The organism is Salmonella sp. SA14318 (assembly GCF_029866905.1).
In the GTDB taxonomy this organism is placed as follows: domain Bacteria; phylum Pseudomonadota; class Gammaproteobacteria; order Enterobacterales; family Enterobacteriaceae; genus Salmonella; species Salmonella enterica.
On the sequence record NZ_CP123282.1, the window covers coordinates 1168707 to 1192996 of the forward strand.

Genomic DNA, 24290 nt, shown 5'->3' on the forward strand with positions numbered 1-24290 from the left:
AATATCACCGCTTGTTGCCCCGAACGTCGTGGCGTTCGGGGCTTTTTTATCAACCGCCGGTTATCAAGTGGTTGTTCTGCAAAAGATCATTTAGCGTAAGCTGCACATTCTCCAGAGTGACAAGGTCAGTTGATTTAAACGCGCTGCCGGCGCCGTCGCGATCGACGGAGATCACCGTATTGGCGCCGCTGGTATGAACCTGAACAAAGTTACCCAGCGTCGTCGCCTGATGATCCCAGCCGGTCAGCAGTTCGTGGATATCGATCTTGTCGCCCTGCGCGGTGGAGAAGTTTTGCCAGCGATCGGCGCCATTGCCGCCGGTCGCGTCCGCGCCGTTTAACAGGTGATAAATCAGCGTATCGCCATAGGCGGAGCCGATGAGAACATCGTTTTGGTTGGTACTGACGATTTGCGGCGCCATATCAATGGTCAATGTGGCGCTATCCGTATGACCCATCTTGTCATCCAGTTGATAGGTAAAGACCTCTTTACTGGTGATGGACGACATCGCGACGCCATTATTCAGGGTGTAGGTGTAAGCGCCATCAAGGTTAATTTGCAATGTGCCGTAATGTCCCTGAATCGTGGCGCTGGTGGTATTCGCTGCGGCGTCCAGCGTGGCGGCGCTGCCGTTATACCCGCTAATGCTCAGGCGGGTATTCACCGTATTAAGCTGATCCATCGCCCCCGCCGCGTCGCTGCCGTCAAAAATATTGCCGAGAACGGTATGCGTTCCGGACGTTTCAAAATTATCCAGATCGACGGTGGTGCCGATGACGCGTGGCGTGATCGTCGCTGCCCCGGCCAGGGTATTGGTGCCGGTAAAGTTCAGCGTGTACGTTCCGGCATCCAGCTCCAGGCCGCTCAGGTTGACGGTCACCGTCGCGCTGCCCAGCGTGATATTCGCCACCGGAACGGTTCCGTTGCGTATGACGGTCCCGTTCTCCTGAATGGCCCAGCTAATATTCAGATTGCCCAGCGTAATGAGCGTGGAGACATCAAAGACCAGTGACGCGCCTTTAAGTACGGTGCCCGTTGCAACGTCAAAGGTGCCGCTCCCGCTGCCCGATTTGCCGAGTAACCCCCAACTGGCGCTGCCGACGCTGGAGTCCAGCCAGGCAGCGGTATCCTGAAGCGTGGCGACGCTAAGGGTATCGCTGACATCATTAATCGCATCCAGCGCCCTGGCGGTTGGCGTGATATTGAGCGAGGCCGTATCGGTATCGCCGTTTGGCGCTTTGACCGTATAGATAAAGCTGTCCGGCGTTTTAATGCTGTCGGCGCCGACGCCGTTCTTCAGCGTGTAGGTATAGTTGCCTCTTGCGTCAATGATGAGCGAGCCATACAACCCGTTTACCTCCGTCGTGCCGGTCGCCGCAATCGCCACGCCATTTACTTCAGTGAGGAGGGCGTCCGTAGGGGCGACATCATTGGTCAGTACGTTGCCGGTGGTGTTGGCGGTGATACTGTCAACGGCATAGGTGTGGTCCTGGGAAATCGCTAGCGTATAGCCAGTGAGGGCGCTAATGCCGCTGGCGGTATTCAGCACGAACAGGTATTCGCCGCCAGGCAACGTCAGGGTCAGCGGCTGAGACTGTCCGGCTAACAGCAGGGTGTTAATCCAGCCCTTTTGCACCCGGAACTGCTCATATTGCTGAATGGCATCGTTGAAGCGATAAACGTACAGATCGAACGTGGAAACCAGTGAGACGCCGCCGACGGTTCCCTGTAACGTCATGGTTCGCGTAGCGCCTTCTTCAACGTTAAAGATGATCGGATTAGTCATATCATCAAGCAGATTCGCGTTCAGTACATTACCAAGTCCGACGCTTAATACCGTGACGCCGCTTTGTGTCGAGGGACCGTTGTTGACGTAGCTAACGTGAGTATCAAAGACCAGCGAGGCATTATTGTCTGTCGCTATCACGCTGCCCGGTACAGGCGCGGGACCCAGATTGATAACCAGTTGCGCGGCGCTGCTACCGACGCCATTCTGGGTAATGGTGTAGGTGAAGCTCTCTTTATGTCCGTATCCTGCCGTGGGCTTAGTCAGCGTGTAGGTGTAACTGCCATCCTGATTAATGTGCAGCGTGCCGTATTGCCCCTGGATATCCACGCCGCCCGCGCCGACCGGCGTACTGACGCCGTTGGCGTTGGTGATGGCGGTGACCGTGGTGCCCGTCGGCGCGGTATCATCAGCCATGACGTTGCCGGTACTGATGGTTGGCCCGCTAATAATACCTGCGCTGGTCTGGTGTACGTCGACATCCAGGCTGGTATATGACCCGGTGGCGAGCAGACTGGTGTTATAAGTGAGTACCCGGTACTGGCCTTCGCCCAGACCGCTCAGGTTCAGGGTAACGCCGCTCCCGGTCAGGGTAAGCAAATTCGCGAAGTCGCCAACGGCGGTGTTGACGATCGTCGTCCAGGCGCCGAGGCTGGTGTCATAACGCTGTACCACAATCTCCTGAGTACTGAGCAGCGAAAGCACGATTCCCGTTGCGGCGGCATCGATGGTGACGTCGCCCGTACCACCTTCAGCAATGGTGAACTCAACCTGAGCGGTATCGTTACCCAAAACCGAGGCGACATTGCCAAGCGCGCCAACCAGCAGCAGGCCGTAATCCGAATAGTTTTGCGTGCTGGTGACGGCGGTCGAGGTCAGATCAAGACTGGTGATGTTATCCCTTGCCGCCAGCGGCAGAACCGGTGCGGTAATGCCTAACGTGCCGGAGGCGTTACCCGCAGCGTCAGTGGCCGTCACGTTAATGAGTTGACCTTCAATTTGTTTTGTCGGCAAGGTGAGAGACCATGCGCCGTTGCTGCCGGCGGTGGTGGTGAGCGTCACGCCGCCCGCCAGCGTGACGGTTACGGTGCTGTTTGCCTCTGCCTGTCCGGAAAGTGAACCGCCATCGGCGCTGAGCGTACCTGACGGCGTACCGGGCGCCAGCGTATCGACAATCACTGTCGCGGCGCTGGAGACGCTGCCTGTTCCGTTGGCGTTAGTCGCGGTGGCGGTGAAGGCGTGGCTGCCTTCGGTCAAATTACCTGTCGGGGTAAAGCTCCAGTTTCCGCTGGCGTTCGCCGTGGTGGTGCCGAGCAGCGCCCCGTTGTTATAAATGCTCACCGTGGCGCCCGCCTGAGCGGTACCATTCAATGTAGGTTGTGCGTCATTAGTGACCTGGCCGTTGGCGATAGCGCCGGTATAAATACCCACATCATCCACTACGTTGGTGATGATCGGTGCCTCCGGCACGCGCGTATCGGGCGCGGTAAATCCGGCGGCAATGCCAGTGTTGCCTGCTTTATCCTGGGCAAATGCCAGTAGCGGCTGACCATTGGTCTGCGCGGGCGTGAGTGTGGCGGTGAAGCTGCCTGTACCGTCGGCGGTGGCGGTTCCCAGTACCACACCAGTCTCAGAGGTAATCGTCACTGTACTGCCTGCTTCCGCGGTGCCCGTCACCCGATTACCGGTAGCATTGATGACCAGGTTGCCGGGCGCGCCGGGCGCAATGGTATCCACGATAATCGTTGTCGATGGCGAAGCGGCGCTAACGTTGCCAGCCGCATCGGCGGCGCTAACGCTATAAGCGTGACTTCCCTGGCCGAGCGCGGCGGTTGGCGTCCAGCTCCAGTTGCCGCTGGCATTGGCGTTCACGGTCGCGACCAGCGCGCCATTATCGAAGATGCTTACCGCGCTGTTGGCTTCCGCGGTACCGTTGAGCGTCGGCTGTGTGTCGTTGGTCGATTGTCCATTGCCAATGGCGCCGGTATTGTTCGGGACATCATCAACGATGCTGGTTATAAGCGGAACCGTTGGCGCAAGGGTATCGACCACGATAGTAAAACCGCTGGTGGCCGGGCTAACGTTGCCTGCCGGGTCGGTGGCGGTCACTGTTAATGTGCGCGTGCCGTCGTTTAACCCTGTCGTTGGCGTGAAGCTCCACGCGCCGCCCGCGTTAGCCGAGGTGACGCCAAGCAGAGTGTTGCCATCATAGATACTGATCACGCTGCCCGCTTCGGCAGTGCCGTTCAGCGTGGGGCGGTTATCATTGGTTATCTGACCATTAGCGAGATTTCCTGTGACCCCGCCCGCGACGTCATCCACCACGGACGTCAGGATTGGCGTTTGCGGCGCGGTGGTATCGACCGTCAGGGTGAAAGCCGTACTGTTCGGGCTGCTGTTTCCTGCGGCATCGGTGGCCACGGCGGTGATGACGTGCGTTCCGCTTGCCAGCGTTGAGGTGGCGACGCTCCACGCGCCGTCAGGCTGAGCCGTTGTCGTGCCAATGACCGTACCATTTTCATAGAGCGTGATCGTGGCGCCGGCTTCTGCGGTGCCGCTGAAGGTTGGCGTAGGATCGTTGGTATTTTGGCCGTTCGCGATCGTGCCGAGGCCTGGCGCCTGATCGTCACTGACTGATGTGATTACCGGCGTCAGCGGCGGCGTGGTATCGACGACGAAATTAACGCTGTCTGAAACGGGACTGGCGTTGCCTGCGGCATCAACGGCAATGACGGTAATTACATGGTTGCCCGTCGCCAGCGAGGCATCGGGCGTGTAGCGCCAGCTACTGCTATTGTCGGCGGGAATTTCAGCCAGCAGCGTGCCGTTATCGTAGAGACGAATAGCTGTGTTGGCTTCACGGGTGCCGCTAATGACAGGGCGCGCCTCGTCTGTGATCTGTCCTGAACTCAGATTGCCGGTAATGGGGCCCGTACCGTCGTAGACCGTATTAATAACAGGCGCGGCGGGAGCCGTGGTATCAATAGTAAACGAGCGTATTTCGGACGCGGCGCTGGTATTGCCTGCCGCATCGGTTGCTGTCGCCGTCAGGTTCCAGACGCCCGCGCCCAGCGAGGTAGACGGCGTAAAGCTCCAGCTACCGTTGGCCTGAACTTGCGCCGTGCCGACCAGCGCGCTGCCATTATAAATCGAGATGGTTGTACCCGCCTCACCGGTACCCGAGAGTGTTGGTCGGGTTTCGTTCGTCGAGCCGCCGTTGGGGACGATGCCCGTCACCGGCGCCGTATTGTCTGCCACGCTGGCGATAACCGGCGCGGCGGGCGGTGTGGCGTCAATCGTCAGCACAAATCCGCTGGACACCGCGCTGCTATTACCCGCCGGATCGGTGGCGCTAAGGGTGAACGTGTGGCTACCGTTTGCAAGCGGCGTCTGCGGCGTGAAACTCCACGTGCCGTCGCTATTCACCGTCGTGGTACCGATGGACGCGGGATTACCGTCAAGATAGACATTAATCGTCACGCCTGCCTCTCCGCGCCCGTTCAGGGTGGGCGTCGCATCGTTCGTTAGCTGCCCGCTTACCAGGTTGCCGGTAATACCGGGCTGGTCATCCACGACGGAGGTGAGAACCGGGATCGCCGGAGGCGTAATATCGACTATGATCGTCCACGGCGCGGAGACCGCGCTGGTATTGCCCGCCGGATCGGTAGCGCTAACTGTCAGATTATGGCTTCCCTCTGACAAATTGCGGGGCACCGGGAAGGTCCAGCTACCGTTTTCGCCTACCTGAGCCGTGCCAAGCGGCGTACCGTTATCAAAAATGGTGATTGTCGCGCCAGGTTCGCCAGTTCCGTTCAGTATTGGCTGCCGATCGTCGGTAGATTGCCCCGGTAACACCGGAACGGTCGGTTGATTGTTATCGTCAATCACGGACGTGATAACCGGCACATCTGGCGCCTGCGCGTCAATGTTCAGCGTAAAGCCGTCCGAAGGCTGGCCGCTATTGCCGGCGGGATCGGTCGCCACGGCGGTAAAGATGTGTGCGATGCTCTCCAGCGGCGCGTTCGGGGTGAAGCGCCAGTTGCCGCTTTGATCTACCGTGGCGGAACCGATTTCTACGCCGTTATCCAGAATGCGGATGGTGGCGCCTGCTTCTCCCGTTCCGTTGAGCGTCGGGCGTGAATCATTGGTGAGCGCGCCGTTATCCAGCGTACCGGTCATGCCGGGGACATCATCCGTTGCGCTGGTAATAACCGGTTGCGCCGGCGCGCTAAGATCGACAGTGATCCCGACCGGTGCGGACAGGCCGCCCGGGCCATTCGCATTGGTTGCCTGGACGGTGAAGTAATGTGTGCTTTCGCTTAATGGCGTCGCGATCTCAAAGATCCAGTTCCCTCTGGCGTCAACGGTGGCAAAGCCTGCCGAATCGCCATCAATGAAAACTTCAACGGTAGAGCCGATATCCGTGGTGCCGCGCAGCGTCGGCGTGGTGTCGTCCGTGGCGCCGCCCGCCGCAATATTCCCCTGTACGCTCCCGACATTATCTTCAATCGCCGTGATGGCCGGGACGGCGGGCAGACCGCTGTCGGAAGCGGGAAAATTCGTAGCCGGGCCGTTATTCCCCGCGCGATCGATAGCAATTGCCGTCAGCGTACCGCCATCGGTTTGCGCCGGACTGAGCGTAACGACGAATTCACCGGTACCATTAGCGACAGCGCTGCCGACCAGGGTGCCATCGGCATGATGAATTTCAACGGTAGCGTAAGGGTCGGCAAGTCCGGCCACGCGCGTGCCATCGTCGTCCACCGTCTGGACTGTTGGCGCGGGCGGGGTGGTGATATCCACGGTAATGATGATCGGTTGGGTTTGCGCCGTGGTATTTCCAGCATCGTCAGTCGCGCTGAAGGTTAGCGCATGGCTGGCTTCTGACAATTCGGGCGTATTGAATGTCCAGACCCCGTCGGTGACGAGCGCCGTACCGATTGCCACGCCATTGTCGTAAATCGTGACGGTGCTGCCGTTTTCGCCGCTGCCGTTGATAGTCAGCGTCCGATCGTTAGTAAAGGCGCCATCGGTTAATGGCCCGGTCACTGGCGCAACATCGTCAAGGATTTCATTGACGACGGGCGGCTGCAACGGAACGGTATCGACGGTGAAGGTAAAGCTGTTCGATACGCCGCTGCTGTTTCCGGCGGCATCGGCGGCAATGGCGGTCAGGGTGTAGACGCCATCCGGCAACGCGCTGGTCACCGACAGCATCCATGTGCCGGTCTCATCGACGGTGACTACGCCTAAAACGCTGCTGCCGTTATAGAGCGTAATAATGCTGCCGATGTCGCCAGTGCCGTGAATGACCGGTGTATTGTCGTCAGTGGTTGCGCCGCTGACAATAGTATCCTGGACTTCGCCGACGTTATCTTCGGCAAAAGTGATAACTGGATTGGCGGGCGCAGTGGTGTCTAGCGTAAAAGTGACTGAGGCGGAAGGTGGACTGATATTGCCCGCTATATCGGTTTCCGTGACGGTAATGGTATAGGTTTCTGGCGTCAGTGCCGCAGGCGTAAAGTTCCAGCTACCGTTATCGCCTACCGTTGTGCGACCAATTTCACTGCCATTATTGTAGAGAATTATCGTGCTGCCGATCTCTCCCGTGCCGCTGAAGGTCGGCGTGGTATCGTTCGTTGCGCCATTATTGCCGATGTTGCCGATAACCGGCGCGACGTTATCGCTGATTAGCGGCGCGTCAGGCTGCGCTGGAGGCTGGGTATCAAGGGTAACGGAGAAAACGCCGGAGGTCAGGCTACTATTGCCTGCGGCATCCGTGGCGGTGGCCGTCAGGATGTTTAACCCTTCGCTCAGATTACGGGTTAGCGGATAGGTCCAGCTACCCTGTGGATTGACCTGGACGGTAGCCAGTTCTACGCCGTTATTGTACAGGGTGATGATGGCGCCGGGTTCGCCGGTGCCGCTGAGGGTCGGCATACGCTGATTGGTAATACTGCCGTTTGCCAGTAGCACCTCGCCTTCTCCGCCTGTGATGGCGGCTGACACGATCTGCGGCGCATCCGGCGCCTGGGTATCGACGCGCAGGGTAAAGCTGAGGGATTCGGGACTTTCGTTCCCCGCCGGATCGTTGGCGCGAGCGGTCAGATGGTGGTCGCCGTCGCCCAGCGCGGCAGGCGGCGTAAACTGCCAGCGCCCGTCCGTGCCGACCAGCGCCTGACCTATGGCATTGCCGTTATCGTAAAGGATGATTATGTCGCCTGCGGTGCCGCTACCGCTCAACCGGGGCTGGGATTCCTGGGTAATCTGATTGGTATCAATCGTATTTCCGTCGCCGTCAGCTACGCCGATAACGCCGGGGGCGGCAGGGGCCTGGGTATCAATGGTAATCGTAAAATCGGTCGAAAAAGGCGTGGTGTTGCCGTTACTGTCGCTGGCCGTCACGGTAAAGGTGTAGGTGTCGTCCGCCAGTGGCGAGGCCGTGGTGTAAGCGTAGCTCCAGACGCCGGAATTACCGACGATAATATCCGCTATCCGGGCGCCATTCTGATACAGGTGTACTGTGGAACCCGGTTCACCTGTACCGTTAATCGTTGGCGTGCTGTCGTTAGTGAGCCCCAGATGCGCGACGCTACCGAGAATACCCGGCGCATCATCTGTAATGAAGGTGATTACCGGTTGCTGCGGCGATTGCGTATCGACCACCAGGTCGAATGACGCGGCCGGACTTGCATTGCCTTTAGCGTCGGTTGCGATTACGGTCAGTCGATGCGCGCCTTCACCTAAATTTTGCGACGGCGTAAACGTCCAGCCACCGTTGGGCTGTAGCGTGGCGAGTCCCAGCGAAACACCGTTATCAAAGACTTCGACACGCGCGCCAGCCTCCGCCGTACCGCTAAGGGTGGGGCGGTTGTCATTGGTTGTTTGTCCGTTAACCAGCGGCCCGGTGAAGCTTTCAACATCGTCCAGCACCTGAGTGATAATGGGCTTATCCGGGGCGGTGATATCGGGCGCTTGCGCTGTAGTTGGCGGGCTGACGTTGTTGGCGCTGTCGGTGGCGGTGACGGTAACCTGTTCGCCGTTGGTCTGTGCGGGGACGAGGGGAAGGGTAAAATGACCTTCGCCATCTGCTTTGCCGCTGCCAAGCGGCGTGCCGTCCGGCGTGGCGATCGTGATGGCGCTACCCGGTTCGGCGGTGCCGCTGATACTGGCGCCATCCTCACTAATTACCACGTTTTTCGGCATTTCCGGCGCGGTACTGTCCGGCGCGATAACCGTCGCGGCGGCGCTTTCGTTTTTCGCAACATCGGTGGCGGTAGCGATAAGCGCCTGGCCGTTAGTCTGCGCCGTATTCAGCGGAACGATAAATTGTCCGTTGCCGTTAGCGACGGCGCTGCCAAGTACGGTGTTGCTACTGTCACGGATAGTGACCGTTGCCCCGGCTTCCGCCTGACCGCTTACGGACAGACCGTCGGTCGCCACGATAAGACCGTCCGGTGCCGCAGGCGCAGTTTTATCCGGCGCGTTCAGCGTTTCTACCGGACCGCTATTCGCGGCTTTATCGGTAACGCTAATGCTTAATGTTTCGCCGTTAATTTTCGCCGGGCTAATACCTATTGAGAAGGTACCGTCGTCGCCTGCCGTTCCACTCCCGAGCGTATTTCCCAGGCTGTCTTTGATAACCACAGTACTGCCAGCTTCCGTAGTGCCGGTGAGTCTGTCGCCGACGTCGCTAACCGCCAGGCCTTCCAGCACCGGCGGCTGCGTGTCGATATCAATGGTAAAGGAGACGGACTGCCCGCTGGTGCCGCGATCGTTGGTCGCGGTAGCGGTAAAGACATGGTCGCCATCGGCAAGCGCCAGCGAGGGGGTAAAGCTCCATTTGCCGTCAGCGTCGGCGACAATGGGCGGAAAGGTCGCTACAGGAAAGCCATTATCGTTAATCGATATCGTACTGCCTGGTTCAGCAGTACCGCTGAGGGTTGGGCGGTTATCATCTGTGGCATCGCCATTTTTCAGTAGCCCGGTAACGGCGCCAGCGTCATCCGTCACGGTAAGGATAGTCGGCTGGGCAGGATACTGTGAATCAGAAGCGGTAAATTCCGTGGTGGGGCCGATGTTACCGACGGCGTCCTGAATACGCGCTTCCAGACGCTCGCCGTGGGTCTGAGCCGGATTCAGCGTGATGCTGAAGTGGTTATTTTCTCCGGTAATCGTGGAGCCCAGGTAATTTCCCGCCGGGTCATAGATCGACACGGTACTGCCAGCTTCAGCGGTGCCGCTAACGGTTGTGCCGTCTTTCGCAACATTATCAATGGTAGCGGCGTCCGGTGGCGTGGTGTCCACAATGATAGTAGGCGTTGTCGTCACGCGGCTCGTGTTTCCGGCTTTGTCGCTTTGTTCGACGGTAAAGGTATGTTCGCCATCGCTTAACGGCGTAGTCGGCGTAAAGGTCCAGCGTCCATTTTCGTCTACGGTAGCGATGCCGATAACGGTTGAACCCTCTTTAATCGTGATGGTATTGCCTGCCTCTCCCTGCCCGGAAAATAGCGGTTTTGCCTCGTCAGTCCGGTCATTATTCTGTAGTGGCCCGGTGAGCAAACCGGTGTTATCGGCAATCAGTTCAACGCGTGGGGCATCGGGGCTGAGTGTGTCGATAGTCAGCGTAAATCGGGCTGATTCGCTACTTTCGCCTTTAACGTTAGTCGCAATGGCGGTGAAATGATTTTCCCCATCCGCTAGCGCGCTGGTAATGGCAAAACGCCAGCTTCCGCTGCTATCAACCGTTGTGGAGCCTATTTCCTGACCATTGGCGTAAATATGGATGACTGTGCCTGCGCTGCCGGTTCCCTCCAGCGTGGGGGTATTGTCGTTCGTAAACTGATTATTGCTCAGCGTGCCGGTGAGGGGAGCGGCATCATCGATAGCGGCGGTGATAGCTGGTGTATCGGGGAGAGGAATGTTGGGCGCATCAATGGTTGCGGATGGGCCGGTATTGCCGGCATCGTCAGTCGCGGTCACGGTAAGTTGTTCGCCGCTAAGCTGTGGCGCTGTCAGATCAATACTAAATTTACCGTCGCTATCCGCTTTGCCTTCGCCAACGACGTTGCCTGAAGGATCTTTGATGGTAATGGTACTGCCCGCTTCGGCCTCGCCGCTCACCGTTTTTCCGTCCGCTGAAATCAACAAGTTGCCGGGAGCGAGAGGCGGGGTAGTATCTACAGGATTACTGCTACCTGGAGTATTGCCGTTAGGGTTACTGCCGCCGGGATTGCTGTTATCAGGGGGATTACCGTCAGGATTGGTGTTATCGGGGGGCGGATTATCGCCATCCGAATGATGATGGGAATCGCCGCCGCCGGAAGATGCGATAGCGGCAATGCCGCCAGCCGCCACCGCGCCAGCCAGTACCCACGGCCAAACGGCGCCGCCTGCTTCATGGGAAGCGCCAGAAGTGACCAGCAGCTCATTAATATCAGCGATTTGTTCAAAATGTAGCCCGGCTTGCGGATTTTCTACCCACCATAACGTGCCATCGTTTTCCGCCAGTACCAGCTGGCTTGCGCCCAGATCGTTGGTAACGTAAAAGTTTTTAATCGTGATCGTTTCGCCGGAATGGAGCGTCACCACCAGATCCTGATTAATGCGCGTAAGTTGACTAATTTCCTCCCGGGCCACTGATAATTTAACAATTGACGGGGCGTTAAGAGTGACCGCTGAGGATTCCACAGTGGTGGAGACGCCAGTCAATTTCGAAACCACGGCGAGTAGACGCATAAATTAGCTCCTGATGGATTTGCTCTGTGTATTAATTAACGGGCACGACGTTCAGGGCAAAATGCGTAGACGAGCCTTCCCGTTCATCATGAGAGATGAATTTCCGTAGCCATATTCTTTTTTATGAGCGTAGGTGAAGGTCTGGTTTTCTCGCCGAATAACCCTTTATTTTTTGTGCCTGACTAGTGCTTTCGTATTAGATGATATAGTCAGAAAAAAATCTTTCTGCAAATTAAGATCTATTGATAAAGGTGTTAGTGCGTCTGAAATATAACGGAGTTTGTGTTAAGGAGATGTGGGGTGGGCTAACAATGTATGATGATTTTTTATTTATCTTTATGTTTTATAATGAATTTTAATTTCTTCTTCTTTTTCTTTTTTAACATAAAAACAATACCTTTTGTGAAGGTATTCAGCAATATTAAATTTTATAAAAATCATTTGAAGTATTGTGTTATTAGGCTATAAAAATTTTTTAAACAAAGAATATATTCTTGTTGTGGTATTTATTGCTATTGATAAGCGTCAGACACAGAGAATATATTTTCAAGGCATGAATGAGATATGAATATTGACCAGCTTCATACTGAGAAGCTGGTCACAAAAAATGTCTATTATCGGCCTGCATTTTTCATAATGCGTGCTTTATCCAGTTGCCACTCACGTTCTTTAAGATCGGAACGTTTATCATGCTGTTTTTTACCTTTCGCCACGCCGATCTTCACTTTGCACCAGGCATTTTTCCAGTACAGAGAAAGCGCGACGACAGTATAACCTTCACGATTAATACGGCCATACAGCGAATCAAGCTCACGCTGATTTAACAACAGTTTGCGGGTTCGGGTTGGGTCGCATACAACATGTGTCGAGGCGACCGCCATCGGCGTAAAGTTTGCGCCAAACAGCCAGGCCTCGCCATCTTTGAGGATAACGTAACTGTCGCCGATATTGGCTTTTCCTGCGCGCAGAGATTTTACTTCCCAGCCTTGCAGGGCGAGACCAGCCTCGAACTCTTCTTCGATAAAGTATTCGTGCCGGGCGCGCTTATTCAGCGCGATGGTGGCTGAGCCCGGTTTATGTGCTTTTTTCTTCGTCATAAGTGTCGTGAATTCATAGGTAATCTGATATCGAAAACACCCCATTACGTCCTGATGAGGTGCAAAAATCTATCTTAGCATGAGTTGGGCTATGCACGCACAATTAAGGCATGACGGTTGGGGACAGCATTTTTTTTACTCGCTGATAAGTGGTATTATTTACACGATTTATGTTGATGGGAATTGCTATGCCTCAGATTAGTCGGACTGCTTTAGTCCCCTACAGTGCGGAACAGATGTATCAGTTAGTGAATGACGTGCAATCGTATCCCCAGTTTTTGCCTGGGTGTGTTGGCAGTCGTGTCCTGGAGTCATCGCCAGCACAGATGACGGCGGCTGTTGACGTGTCGAAGGCGGGTATCAGCAAGACGTTTACGACGCGTAATCAGCTAACGCGTAACCAGAGCATTCTGATGCATTTGGTGGATGGCCCTTTTAAAAAGCTGATCGGCGGCTGGAAATTTACCCCGCTCAGCCCCGAGGCGTGCCGCATTGAGTTTCAGCTTGATTTTGAGTTTACCAATAAACTCATTGAGCTGGCGTTTGGTCGTATATTCAAAGAGTTAGCGTCCAACATGGTGCAGGCGTTTACGGTTCGCGCCAAAGAGGTTTACCGTGCCGGATAAACTTGTGGTTGAAGTGGCTTATGCGCTGCCGGAAAAGCAGTATTTGCAGCGCGTAACGCTGGAGGAGGGCGCGACGGTCGAAGAGGCGATTCGCGCTTCCGGCTTGCTGGAATTGCGCACGGATATCGATCTGGCGAAAAATAAAGTAGGTATCTACAGTCGTCCGGTAAAACTCACCGATACGGTGCAGGATGGCGATCGGGTTGAAATTTACCGTCCCTTAATCGCCGATCCAAAAGCGTTACGCCGCCAGCGTGCCGAAAAATCGGCTGGCAGATAATTAGCCTCTTTTGCCGGATAACGGTGTGAAAGCCGTACCACACCTGAAGCACAGGCGTGCCTGTAAGCCAGATAAACGTAGCGCCATCAGGCAAATTCGTACCAAATGGCGGGGGAGAGGTTTGCAGGCCTGATGAACGTAACCTCATCAGGCGGTATCACAAAATTACTTCGTCAACGCCGGTTTGTTATCAATATTGGTTAACACGCCGCTGCTGTTAAAGGTGAGCGTCAGAGTCTGCTGCGTCACGTTCTCATGTCCTGGCTGCTGGCGGAAGACATAAAACCAGGTGTTCGTACCAAAAGGATCGGTCATCATCGGCGTGCCTAAAGCATACGCAACCTGTTGTTGCGTCATACCAACACGCACTTTGGCGACATCCGTAGGTGTAAGATAGTTCCCCTGATTGATGTCAGGTCGGTAAACCACTCGCTCCAGAGTGGAACAGCCTGCGGTCAACATCAGGAGTACTGCTGCGGCAGCAGTCAGCGTTTTACAGCGCATAGTGATTGGGTTCCTTTTCGGGCCTGAGCAGTACGTGGCTCATATTAATATGCCGATGATAATAGACCTTTCATCACTTTAAAACCTTTTGCTGTCGGGTCTTACGGCGTTTTTGTTGTGAACTCAGACCTTCGGGAGATAAAAAAGTTTACGCCGCCAGCAGTTCTTTTGCGTTTGCCAGCGTATTACGCGTAACTTCACTTCCTCCCAACAGGCGGGCCAGTTCTTGTAAACGCGCACGTTTATCCAAAGGTTGCATATGGGTTTCGGTCATTGCCCCGTCTGTTTCTTTACTGACAAAGAAGTGCTGGTGACCGCACCCGGCTACCTGTGGCAGGTGAGTGACGCACATCACCTGAGTGGATTCGCCAAGCTGACGCAGGAGTTTACCGACCACGGCGGCGGTTGGGCCGCTGATGCCAACATCGACCTCGTCAAAAATCAGTGCCGGCGTTTCCATTTTGCGCGCGGTAATCACCTGAATAGCCAGCGCAATGCGCGACAGTTCACCGCCAGACGCGACTTTAGCGATAGGCTGCAGCGGCTGACCCGGGTTTGTCGTCACTTTAAACTCCACGCGATCGGCGCCGTCGTTGCTCAGATGATGCTCATCAAATTTCACGTCGATAGTAAACAGACCGTGCGGCATCGAAAGTAAATGCATACTTTCAGTGATCAACTGCCCCAGCTCCTGGGCGTAAAACTGACGCTGTTGATGCAGTGCTTGCGCCGTTTCCAGCGCTTGTTGGTGATGCTTATTAACCGCCAGCGTTAGCGTTTCCAGCGAATCGGCCTGATCGTCGAGCTGCTGCTGTTCTTCGAGCAGTGACTGATAAAGCTGCGGCAGCGCTTCCGGGCTGACGTGATGTTTTCGCGCCAGCGAAATTTGTTTAGCGATGCGCTGTTCAAGCTCAAACAGGCGATTGGGGTCTAAATCCAGACGCTCGCAATAGTGGCGTAATTCATCGCTGGCTTCGGTGAGTTGGATAGTGGCTTCTTCCAGCATATCCAGGATGCCGGAAAGCTTGCTGTCCATACCTACCAGCTCGCTAACCAGTTGTTTTGCGCTATATAACTGGCTTTGCAGGTTAACGTCTTCGCCGTCCGCGAGTAGCGCCAGAGCGTTCTGGCTGGTCGTAAGCAACTGCCCGCTGTTGGCCAGCCGTTTGTACTCTTCGTCAATTTGCTCGAATTCGCCGGCCTGCGGATTAAAGTCGTTCAACTCTTTTAACTGATATTGCAGCAGTTCCGCGCGCGCGGCGCGTTCCTGGCTTTGTTGCTGGTGATGGGCGAGATCGCGGCAGCTTTGATGCCATAATTGGTAGCGAGCAGCCATCTGCTGCGCTAAAGCGGCTTCGTTGGCATAGCTATCCAGCAGCGATTTTTGCTGTTCGGGTTTGGTAAGCTGCTGGTGCGCATGTTGACCGTGAATTTGAATCAGCAACTGACCGAGCTCGCGCAATTGAGACAGGGGCACAGCGGTGCCGTTAATAAAGCCCCGTGAGCGACCATCGCTGCTGATAACGCGGCGAAGTAAGCATTCGCGCCCTTCTTCAAGCTGGTTTTCTTCCAGCCAGCGCAATGCCGCAGGCGTGTCTTTCAGCGCAAAGCGGGCACACAAATCGGCGCGGGTCGCTCCGGTACGGACCATATCGGCCTCAGCGCGACCGCCCAGACACAGACCCAGGGCATCAATCGCAATAGATTTACCCGCGCCGGTTTCACCAGTAATGACGGTCATTCCGCTCTGAAAATCGATCTCAAGCTCACGAACGATAGCAAAATTGCTGATGGTCAGTTGCGCCAACATAGCTGTTTTCCTGTATGAAAAACCATGACTGTAATTAAATACAGTATAAACTGGTTTTTTATACAGTAAAGAGGCTAACGTAAAATTAGAATAATTTTTTTGACCAACCGAGTTTTGTGCTTAATGTATTGAAATAGCTATAGTCTTTGGGATGTATGAGGTTGAGATGGTAATCGCAGCGGCGAATCAGCACATCTTCTCCTTCCTGAATAGGCAGCGCTATCTGGCTGTCGCAGCTAATTTCCAGATCGCTACGGCGATGCGAAAAACGCAGACGAATCGTGCTACTGCTGTTAATGACTAACGGGCGCGCCGACAAGGTATGCGGGAACATCGGCACCAGGGTGATGGCATCCAGTGAAGGGGTCAGAATAGGGCCGCCTGCGGAGAGCGAATAGGCGGTGGAGCCGGTCGGCGTAGAAATGATCAGACCATCAGATCTCTGTGAAAAAGCGAAGGTTTCATCAATATAAACCTCGAATTCGATCATATGCGCCACTTTTCCCGGATGCAGCACCACTTCATTAATGGCTGTGCTGATACGCTTCTGGCGGTCCTGTTGGCAGACCTGCGCTTCCAGCAGAAAACGTTTTTCGGAGATATAGCGCCCTTCCAGCACATCCGATAATTGTTGCAGGGCGTTGTCCGGATCGAGATCGGTCAGGAAGCCAAGATTACCGCGGTTAATGCCAATCACATTGATGTCATAACGCGCCAGCGTACGCGCTGCGCCAAGCATATTGCCGTCGCCGCCCACGACTACCGCCAGATCCGCCTGTTGACCAATTTCCGCCAGCGTGCCGGTTGGCACATTTTTTAGCTGTAATTCGTGGGCGATTTGTTGCTCCACAATGACCTCATAACCCTGATCGCATAGCCAACGGTAGAGCATTTCATGTGTCGTGAGTGCGGTGGGATGACGCGGATGCCCCACAATGCCGATACACTTGAAATGATTATTCATTTTTCTGAGGTCCTTGTAGCGAAGATTGATGACAATGTGAGTACTTCCCTTGAAACCTTGAATCTGATCCCCATAATAAGCGAAGTTAGCGAGATGAATGCGAAAAAAAACGCGGAGAAATTCATGAGTAGTAAAGAACAGAAAACGCCTGAGGGGCAAGCCCCGGAAGAAATTATCATGGATCAGCACGAAGAGGTTGAGGCAGTTGAACCAAACGATTCTGCTGAGCAGGTGGATCCGCGCGATGAAAAAATTGCGAATCTGGAAGTTCAGCTTGCAGAAGCCCAGACTCGCGAACGCGACACCGTGTTGCGCATCAAAGCGGAAATGGAAAACCTGCGCCGTCGTACTGAACAGGATATCGAAAAAGCGCATAAATTCGCTCTCGAGAAGTTCGTCAACGAATTGCTGCCGGTAATCGATAGCCTGGATCGCGCGCTGGAAGTCGCAGACAAAGCCAATCCGGATATGGCGGCAATGGTCGAAGGGATTGAGCTGACGCTGAAGTCTATGCTGGATGTGGTGCGTAAGTTCGGCGTGGAAGTGATTGCTGAGACCAACGTGCCGCTGGACCCGAACGTGCATCAGGCGATTGCGATGGTGGAGTCGGAAGAGGTTCCGGCAGGCAATGTGCTGGGTATTATGCAGAAAGGCTATACGCTGAACGGTCGTACCATTCGCGCGGCGATGGTGACGGTAGCGAAGGCGAAGTAAAAGTCTGATGGCCGATGTAAAGTCGGCCATTTTTTTAGCTTAAAAAATCCTGCACTTCCAGCCACGGCGTGTTGAAATCCTCTATTTTTTTATATTCGCTCATTGGCAGAACGACCACATTATAGGTGTCAGATCCTTCATTCAGATCAAAAATCTGGAAGCCCCTCTTATTGAGTTCGGTCTGGATGCGTTCAAAGATCTCGTCAAGGTAACGGTCCCCGGCTTCACAGACATCGGAGATTTCATCCTCTTGGGTTATTTCGACAAGAAGATTTCTTAATTCCTCAGAATCCGTCAGGTTTTTTGTGAGTTCATAAAAGCGATCTGCGGCAAAATTAGCCAGTTCGCCTTCTTCATCTTCACCTTTCCAGTCAACGAGGTGAATAAATCCTTCGCCGCGTAGAACTTGTAAAAATGCCTGTGCCAGATCGTTATTTCCGAGATCGCCACCGCTACAATCCAGGACGTCCTGCAACCCATATTCGTCTTCATCTTCGTCTTCAAAGATTTCAGGTTGCGTCGAAAGTTGAGAGAAAATAGTGGGCCATAAGGTTGGGTTGTGCGATAAAAAAACGTTGGCGACGACGTTGAGGTCGTCTGCAAAATTCTTATCCCATTCAATTACATAATCTTCTGACATAACATCAATATCCTTTCTGAATGCCTGAAAAGACATTATTGCATTGTTAAGTAAATGGCAGGAATTGATGGAATCTTAAAAGACGGCGATAAAAAAGGCGAACCGGAGTTCGCCATTGGGTTACTCCGCCACACTCTCGCGCAGCGGTTTTACCGGTACAACCTTTACCTGCTTAATCATATTTTCCTGTACGTCGAGAATATCGATATCGTACTGCTCAATGCGCACGCGCGTGCCAGCAACCGGAATTTCCTCCAGCGCCTCCAGAATCACCCCGTTGACGGTGCGCGCGTCATCTTCCGGCAGGTGCCAGTTAAACGCTTTATTGATTTCCCGGACGTTGGCGGTACCGTCAATAATGACCGAACCGTCGTTTTGCGGTGTGACCTCTTCCGCCAGTGTCGGCGACATCGATGTGGTGAAGTCGCCGACGATCTCTTCGAGAATATCTTCCACGGTGACCAGCCCCTGGATATCGCCATATTCGTTGACGACCAGTCCGACTTTCTTTTTATTGCGCTGAAATTTAATCAGTTGTGTACTGAGCGGCGTACCTTCCGGGACGTAATAGATTTCATCGGCGGCGCGCAGCATCATCTCTTTGGTGAACTCTTTTTTCTCGGCCATTAACCGCCAGGCTTCACGCACGCGCAGCATACTGATGGCGTCATCCAGCGAATCGCGATAGAGCACAATGCGTCCGTGCGGCGAGTGGGTGAGCTGCCGCTCGATAGACTTCCAGTCGTCATTGATATCGATCCCGATAATTTCATTACGCGGCACCATGATGTCATCCACGCTGACCTTTTCCAGGTCGAGAACCGACAGCAGCATATCCTGATTGCGGCGAGAGATTTGCGAACGGGATTCATGCACGATAGTGCGTAATTCCTCTTTGCTTAACGACCCGCTGACCACGATGTCCGTTTTAATTCCCATCAGACGCATCAGCAGGCGGGTGATGGTGTTAAGTAACCACACCAGCGGCATCATCAGTATCTGTAACGGCGCCAGCAGGAAGCTGCTGGGATAGGCCACTTTTTCCGGATAGAGCGCGGCGATAGTTTTGGGCAGGACTTCGGCAAAAACTAACACGACAAACGTCAGTACCCCGGTGGCGATAGCCACGCCGGCGTCGCCGTAAAGCCGCATACCCACAATCGTGCCGAGCGCCGAGGCAAGAATGTTGACCAGGTTATTGCCGATCAGCACCAGGCTTATCAGTCGGTCGGGTTTACGCAATAATTTTTCTACCCGTTTTGCCGAGCGATTACCTTGCTTCGCCATATGGCGTAAACGGTAACGGTTTAGCGTCATCATTCCAGTTTCGGAACCGGAAAAATAGGCCGAGATGACCACCATGATGATTAATATGATAATCAGCGTGGTGGTGGAGATGTGTTCCAGGGGAAACTCCTTTAAAAGCTTAGCTTACAAATTGCTGTAATATGCGGCTACCAAAATAGGCCAGCGTCAGAATACCCGCGCCTGCGACGTTAAACCACACGACCCGCCGACCCCGCCAGCCCTCATGGTAATGCCCCCACAGCAGAACGATATAGACAAACCATGCCACGATAGAGAGCACGGCTTTATCAATATTTTCAGTACTGAACAGGTTATGCATGTAAAACAGGCCGGTACACAGAGTAAGGGTCAGCAGTACGACGCCAATCTGCGTGATATGAAACATTTTGCGCTCAATGCTCATCAATGGCGGCATTTCATTACTAAACGCCAGCTTTTTGTTCTTCAACTGATAGTCGATCCACGCCAGCTGTAGCGCATACAGCGCGGCGATTATCAGCGTCGCGTAAGAGAAAAGCGACAGACCGATGTGCACCATCATGCCTGGGGTCGCTTCCAGATGCGTAATATATTCATTAGGCATGAATGTGGCGAAGGCCAGGTTAATCAGCGCAAAAGCATAGACAATGGGCAGAAGTAACCAGCCGCGATTACGCGACGCGACAATGGTCATCACCGTGCAGATCATCAGGCTGACCAGCGAACCGACATTCAGCAGGCTCAGGTTTTGTCCACTGTCGCCGCCGGGCAGAATACGCGATTCCAGCGCGACAGCATGGCACACCAGCGCGATGACCGCAGAAAGAATAGCCATACGCCGCCAGCCGCTGTTTTTTTGCAACAGTCCGGGAACGATCAGCGCGAGGCTGAAGGAGTAGGCGACAAGGGCAAGTAAAGCAAAAACGGGCATAGTTGTGTCGACAGTTGACCAGTGAGAAAGAGAAGCAGTATAGCGTTACGTGACCGCAGCTCCAACCGTTGCATAACAACAAAGACGGCTTCATGGTATACTGTGGCGAAATTCTGTAACTGTGTCGCTGCGGCGACCAACCGTTTCCACCCCAGGCGAGAGACAATGTTTGATAATTTAACCGATCGTTTGTCGCGCACGCTGCGCAATATCAGTGGCCGTGGGCGCCTTACTGAAGACAACGTTAAAGAGACGCTGCGCGAAGTGCGCATGGCGCTGCTGGAGGCTGACGTTGCGCTGCCGGTAGTGCGTGAGTTCATCAATCGCGTAAAAGAGAAAGCGGTTGGTCATGAAGTTAACAAGAGCCTGACCCCAGGGCAGGAGTTCGTCAAGATTGTCCGTAGCGAACTGGTTGCGGCGATGGGCGAAGAGAACCAGACGCTGAATTTAGCTGCGCAGCCGCCAGCCGTAGTATTGATGGCGGGTCTGCAGGGGGCGGGTAAAACCACCAGCGTCGGTAAGTTGGGTAAATTCTTGCGCGAGAAGCACAAGAAGAAAGTGCTGGTCGTCTCTGCCGACGTCTATCGCCCGGCGGCGATCAAACAGCTCGAAACGCTGGCTGAGCAGGTTGGCGTGGATTTCTTCCCGTCTGATGTCGGCCAGAAACCGGTTGATATCGTCAACGCCGCGCTGAAAGAAGCGAAGCTCAAATTCTACGACGTGCTGCTGGTGGATACCGCCGGTCGTCTGCACGTTGACGAAGCGATGATGGACGAAATCAAACAGGTCCACGCTTCTATCAAGCCAGTAGAAACGCTGTTTGTCGTCGATGCGATGACCGGTCAGGATGCGGCGAATACCGCAAAAGCCTTTAACGAAGCGCTGCCGTTAACCGGCGTGGTGCTGACCAAAGTTGATGGTGATGCGCGTGGCGGTGCGGCGCTCTCTATTCGTCATATCACCGGCAAGCCGATTAAATTCCTCGGTGTCGGCGAGAAAACCGACGCGCTGGAGCCGTTCCACCCGGATCGTATCGCCTCGCGTATTCTCGGCATGGGCGACGTACTGTCTCTTATCGAAGATATCGAAAGCAAAGTTGACCGCGCACAGGCTGAGAAGCTGGCGACCAAACTGAAGAAAGGCGACGGTTTCGACCTGAACGACTTCCTGGAACAGCTCAAACAGATGAAAAACATGGGCGGTATGGCCAGTCTGATGGGCAAATTACCGGGCATGGGGCAGATTCCGGACAACGTTAAATCGCAGATGGATGATAAGGTGCTGGTGCGTATGGAGGCGATCATCAATTCGATGACGCTGAAAGAACGCGCGAAGCCGGAAATCATCAAAGGTTCCCGCAAGCGTCGTATCGCGCAGGGCTGTGGGATGCAGGTGCAGGACGTTAACCGCCTTCTGAAACAGTTCGACGACATGCAGCGCATGATGAAGAAGATGAAGAAGGGCGGGATGGCGAAGATGATGCGGAGTATGAAGGGGATGATGCCGCCAGGCTTCCCTGGCCGCTAATTTCCCTGCCTGGCTCACTTGCTATTTCGGCACCGGGGTGTGCTCGCCATCCTCACGTACTGCGTGTACGCTGCGGTGGCTGCGCGCACGCCGGCACCGAACTCGCTGCGCCGCCGACGGCCTTCTACAGCAGAGTTATTAACTGTTGATTGCTTTTTTCCCAGAAATCAGTAAAATTTTCGGGCTTTTAATATGACGCCGGGCTCCGTTCCTCGATGGGGCCCGGTTGTTTTATTCACACAAGAGGATGTTATGGTAACTATTCGTTTAGCTCGTCACGGCGCTAAAAAGCGTCCGTTCTACCAGGTTGTTGTCACCGACAGCCGTAATGCACGCAACGGTCGCTTCATTGAGCGCGTTGGTTTCTTCAACCCAATCGCTAGCGAAAAAGAAGAAGGCACCCGCCTGGATCTGGATCGCATCGCTCACTGGGTTGGCCAGGGCGCAACCATTTCCGATCGCGTTGCGGCGCTGATCAAAGAAGTAAAAAAAGCAGCTTAATCTGTCACGGTGGTCATGATGAGCAAGCAACTCGCCGCACAAGTACCCGCTGAACCGGTTGTACTGGGGAAAATGGGTTCTTCATACGGTATCCGTGGTTGGCTCAGAGTGTTTTCCTCCACTGAAGACGCCGAAAGCATTTTTGACTATCAGCCCTGGTTTATCCAGAAGGCGGGTCAGTGGCAGCAGGTACAGCTGGAAAGCTGGAAGCACCACAATCAGGATCTGATCATCAAGCTGAAAGGCGTTGACGATCGAGATGCAGCGAATCTTCTGACCAATTGCGAAATTGTCGTGGATTCCTCGCAACTTCCTGCGCTTGAGGAGGGAGACTATTACTGGAAAGACCTGATGGGTTGCCAGGTAGTCACCGCTGAAGGCTACGATCTCGGTAAAGTTATCGACATGATGGAAACCGGGTCGAATGACGTTCTCGTCATTAAGGCGAACCTGAAAGATGCATTTGGTATCAAGGAACGACTAGTACCGTTCCTCGATGGGCAGGTTATCAAGAAAGTCGATCTCGCTACTCGTACTATCGAAGTAGACTGGGATCCTGGTTTTTAAACCACCGAATAAACGGTAATAAATGGCGTTATGGGGATTGGCTCGTGTTTATTGGCATAGTTAGCCTGTTTCCTGAAATGTTCCGCGCAATTACCGATTACGGGGTAACTGGCCGGGCAGTAAAAAAAGGCCTGCTGAACATCCAAAGCTGGAGTCCTCGCGACTTCACGCATGACCGGCACCGTACCGTGGACGATCGTCCTTACGGCGGCGGACCAGGGATGTTAATGATGGTGCAACCCTTGCGGGACGCCATTCACGCAGCAAAAGCCGCGGCAGGTGAAGGCGCTAAAGTGATTTATCTGTCGCCTCAGGGACGCAAGCTTGATCAAGCGGGCGTTAGCGAGCTGGCCACGAATCAGAAACTCATTCTGGTGTGTGGTCGCTACGAAGGCGTAGATGAGCGCGTAATTCAGACCGAAATTGACGAAGAATGGTCAATTGGCGATTACGTTCTCAGCGGTGGCGAACTACCGGCAATGACGCTGATTGACTCCGTGGCCCGGTTTATACCGGGAGTTCTGGGGCATGAAGCATCAGCAATCGAAGATTCGTTTGCTGATGGGTTGCTGGATTGTCCGCACTATACGCGCCCTGAAGTGTTAGAGGGGATGGAAGTACCGCCAGTATTGCTGTCGGGAAACCATGCTGAGATACGTCGCTGGCGTTTGAAACAGTCGCTGGGCCGAACCTGGCTTAGAAGACCTGAACTTCTGGAAAACCTGGCTCTGACTGAAGAGCAAGCAAGGTTGCTGGCGGAGTTCAAAACAGAACACGCACAACAGCAGCATAAACATGATGGGATGGCATAGGCCCCCGAATATCAGTTTACCCAGGATAAGAGATTAAATTATGAGCAACATTATTAAGCAACTTGAACAAGAGCAGATGAAGCAGAACGTACCTTCCTTCCGTCCGGGCGATACCGTGGAAGTGAAAGTATGGGTTGTTGAAGGTACCAAGAAACGTCTGCAGGCATTCGAGGGCGTGGTTATCGCTATTCGTAACCGCGGTCTGCACTCTGCATTCACTGTTCGTAAAATTTCCAACGGCGAAGGCGTTGAGCGTGTCTTCCAGACTCACTCTCCGGTAGTTGACAGCATTGCTGTTAAACGTCGTGGTGCTGTTCGTAAAGCTAAACTGTACTACCTGCGTGAGCGTACTGGTAAAGCGGCTCGTATCAAAGAGCGTCTTAACTAAGAACGCGCTTTCGCAACATCCGAAAGCTTGTAGAAAAGAAGGGGCTGGCATTACGCTGGCCCCTTTTTTATGGGTTTGCTCCACGCCATAGACGGTTGCATGATTAGGTTGGGTCTGT

16 protein-coding genes are annotated in these 24290 nt (G+C 54.3%); 8 read left to right on the forward strand and 8 right to left on the reverse strand.

What is annotated here, in order from left to right:
* Positions 1 to 49: 49 nt before the first annotated feature.
* Positions 50 to 11524, reverse strand: coding sequence for a biofilm-associated protein BapA (gene bapA, locus QEN32_RS05580; protein WP_280144441.1), 11475 nt, complete (start codon positions 11522 to 11524; stop codon positions 50 to 52).
* A 614-nt stretch (positions 11525 to 12138) separates the two neighbouring features.
* The gene (gene smpB / locus QEN32_RS05585) at positions 12139 to 12621 is read right to left on the reverse strand and encodes an SsrA-binding protein SmpB (RefSeq protein ID WP_001518569.1); all 483 of its coding nucleotides are present in this window, start codon (positions 12619 to 12621) and stop codon (positions 12139 to 12141) included.
* 188 nt (positions 12622 to 12809) lie between these two features.
* Here smpB and QEN32_RS05590 point away from each other — a divergent pair, with 188 nt between their 5' ends.
* Positions 12810 to 13247 carry a type II toxin-antitoxin system RatA family toxin gene (locus QEN32_RS05590; protein ID WP_001537508.1) on the forward strand — a complete coding sequence of 146 codons (438 nt, stop codon included), beginning with the start codon at positions 12810 to 12812 and terminating at the stop codon, positions 13245 to 13247.
* Positions 13237 to 13527, forward strand: a complete 291-nt coding sequence (locus tag QEN32_RS05595) for an RnfH family protein (RefSeq protein ID WP_001112990.1) — start codon at positions 13237 to 13239, stop codon at positions 13525 to 13527. Before QEN32_RS05590 ends, QEN32_RS05595 begins: the two co-directional genes overlap by 11 nt.
* 165 nt (positions 13528 to 13692) lie before the next feature.
* On the opposite strand, the gene bamE is transcribed toward QEN32_RS05595, so the two are convergent.
* From bamE to nadK, 3 genes are all read right to left on the reverse strand, one after another.
* A complete protein-coding gene (bamE, locus tag QEN32_RS05600) occupies positions 13693 to 14031 on the reverse strand; it encodes an outer membrane protein assembly factor BamE (protein ID WP_001203445.1) in 339 nt (112 codons plus the stop codon).
* Between the two features lie 148 nt (positions 14032 to 14179).
* Complete coding sequence (gene recN / locus QEN32_RS05605; protein ID WP_000880965.1) at positions 14180 to 15841, reverse strand: DNA repair protein RecN; 1662 nt, start codon at positions 15839 to 15841, stop codon at positions 14180 to 14182.
* Positions 15842 to 15926: 85 nt separating this feature from the next.
* Positions 15927 to 16805: an NAD(+) kinase gene (gene nadK, locus QEN32_RS05610; protein ID WP_001059155.1), complete on the reverse strand. Its 879-nt coding sequence runs from the start codon at positions 16803 to 16805 to the stop codon at positions 15927 to 15929.
* Between the two features lie 123 nt (positions 16806 to 16928).
* Between nadK and grpE the strand changes: the two genes are divergently transcribed.
* On the forward strand, positions 16929 to 17519 hold the full coding sequence (gene grpE / locus QEN32_RS05615; protein ID WP_001518875.1) for a nucleotide exchange factor GrpE: 591 nt from the start codon (positions 16929 to 16931) through the stop codon (positions 17517 to 17519).
* Positions 17520 to 17553: 34 nt separating this feature from the next.
* On the opposite strand, the gene QEN32_RS05620 is transcribed toward grpE, so the two are convergent.
* The 3 genes from QEN32_RS05620 to QEN32_RS05630 form a co-directional block, all read right to left on the reverse strand.
* Positions 17554 to 18159 (reverse strand): hypothetical protein, encoded by a 606-nt coding sequence (locus tag QEN32_RS05620; RefSeq protein WP_001727770.1) that lies wholly within the window; start codon positions 18157 to 18159, stop codon positions 17554 to 17556.
* 120 nt (positions 18160 to 18279) lie between these two features.
* Entirely contained in the window at positions 18280 to 19566 is a 1287-nt protein-coding gene (locus QEN32_RS05625; RefSeq protein ID WP_127172650.1) for an HlyC/CorC family transporter, read from the reverse strand.
* Between the two features lie 19 nt (positions 19567 to 19585).
* Positions 19586 to 20377 (reverse strand): inner membrane protein YpjD, encoded by a 792-nt coding sequence (locus QEN32_RS05630; protein WP_001537507.1) that lies wholly within the window; start codon positions 20375 to 20377, stop codon positions 19586 to 19588.
* 165 nt (positions 20378 to 20542) lie between these two features.
* Between QEN32_RS05630 and ffh the strand changes: the two genes are divergently transcribed.
* From ffh to rplS, 5 genes are all read left to right on the forward strand, one after another.
* Complete coding sequence (gene ffh / locus QEN32_RS05635; RefSeq protein ID WP_000460052.1) at positions 20543 to 21904, forward strand: signal recognition particle protein; 1362 nt, start codon at positions 20543 to 20545, stop codon at positions 21902 to 21904.
* 252 nt (positions 21905 to 22156) lie between these two features.
* On the forward strand, positions 22157 to 22405 hold the full coding sequence (rpsP, locus tag QEN32_RS05640; protein ID WP_000256453.1) for a 30S ribosomal protein S16: 249 nt from the start codon (positions 22157 to 22159) through the stop codon (positions 22403 to 22405).
* Positions 22406 to 22423: 18 nt separating this feature from the next.
* Positions 22424 to 22972, forward strand: a complete 549-nt coding sequence (gene rimM / locus QEN32_RS05645) for a ribosome maturation factor RimM (protein ID WP_000043266.1) — start codon at positions 22424 to 22426, stop codon at positions 22970 to 22972.
* Between the two features lie 44 nt (positions 22973 to 23016).
* On the forward strand, positions 23017 to 23784 hold the full coding sequence (trmD, locus tag QEN32_RS05650; protein WP_000469807.1) for a tRNA (guanosine(37)-N1)-methyltransferase TrmD: 768 nt from the start codon (positions 23017 to 23019) through the stop codon (positions 23782 to 23784).
* Between the two features lie 40 nt (positions 23785 to 23824).
* The gene (gene rplS / locus QEN32_RS05655; protein WP_000065257.1) at positions 23825 to 24172 is read left to right on the forward strand and encodes a 50S ribosomal protein L19; all 348 of its coding nucleotides are present in this window, start codon (positions 23825 to 23827) and stop codon (positions 24170 to 24172) included.
* Positions 24173 to 24290 lie beyond the last annotated feature (118 nt).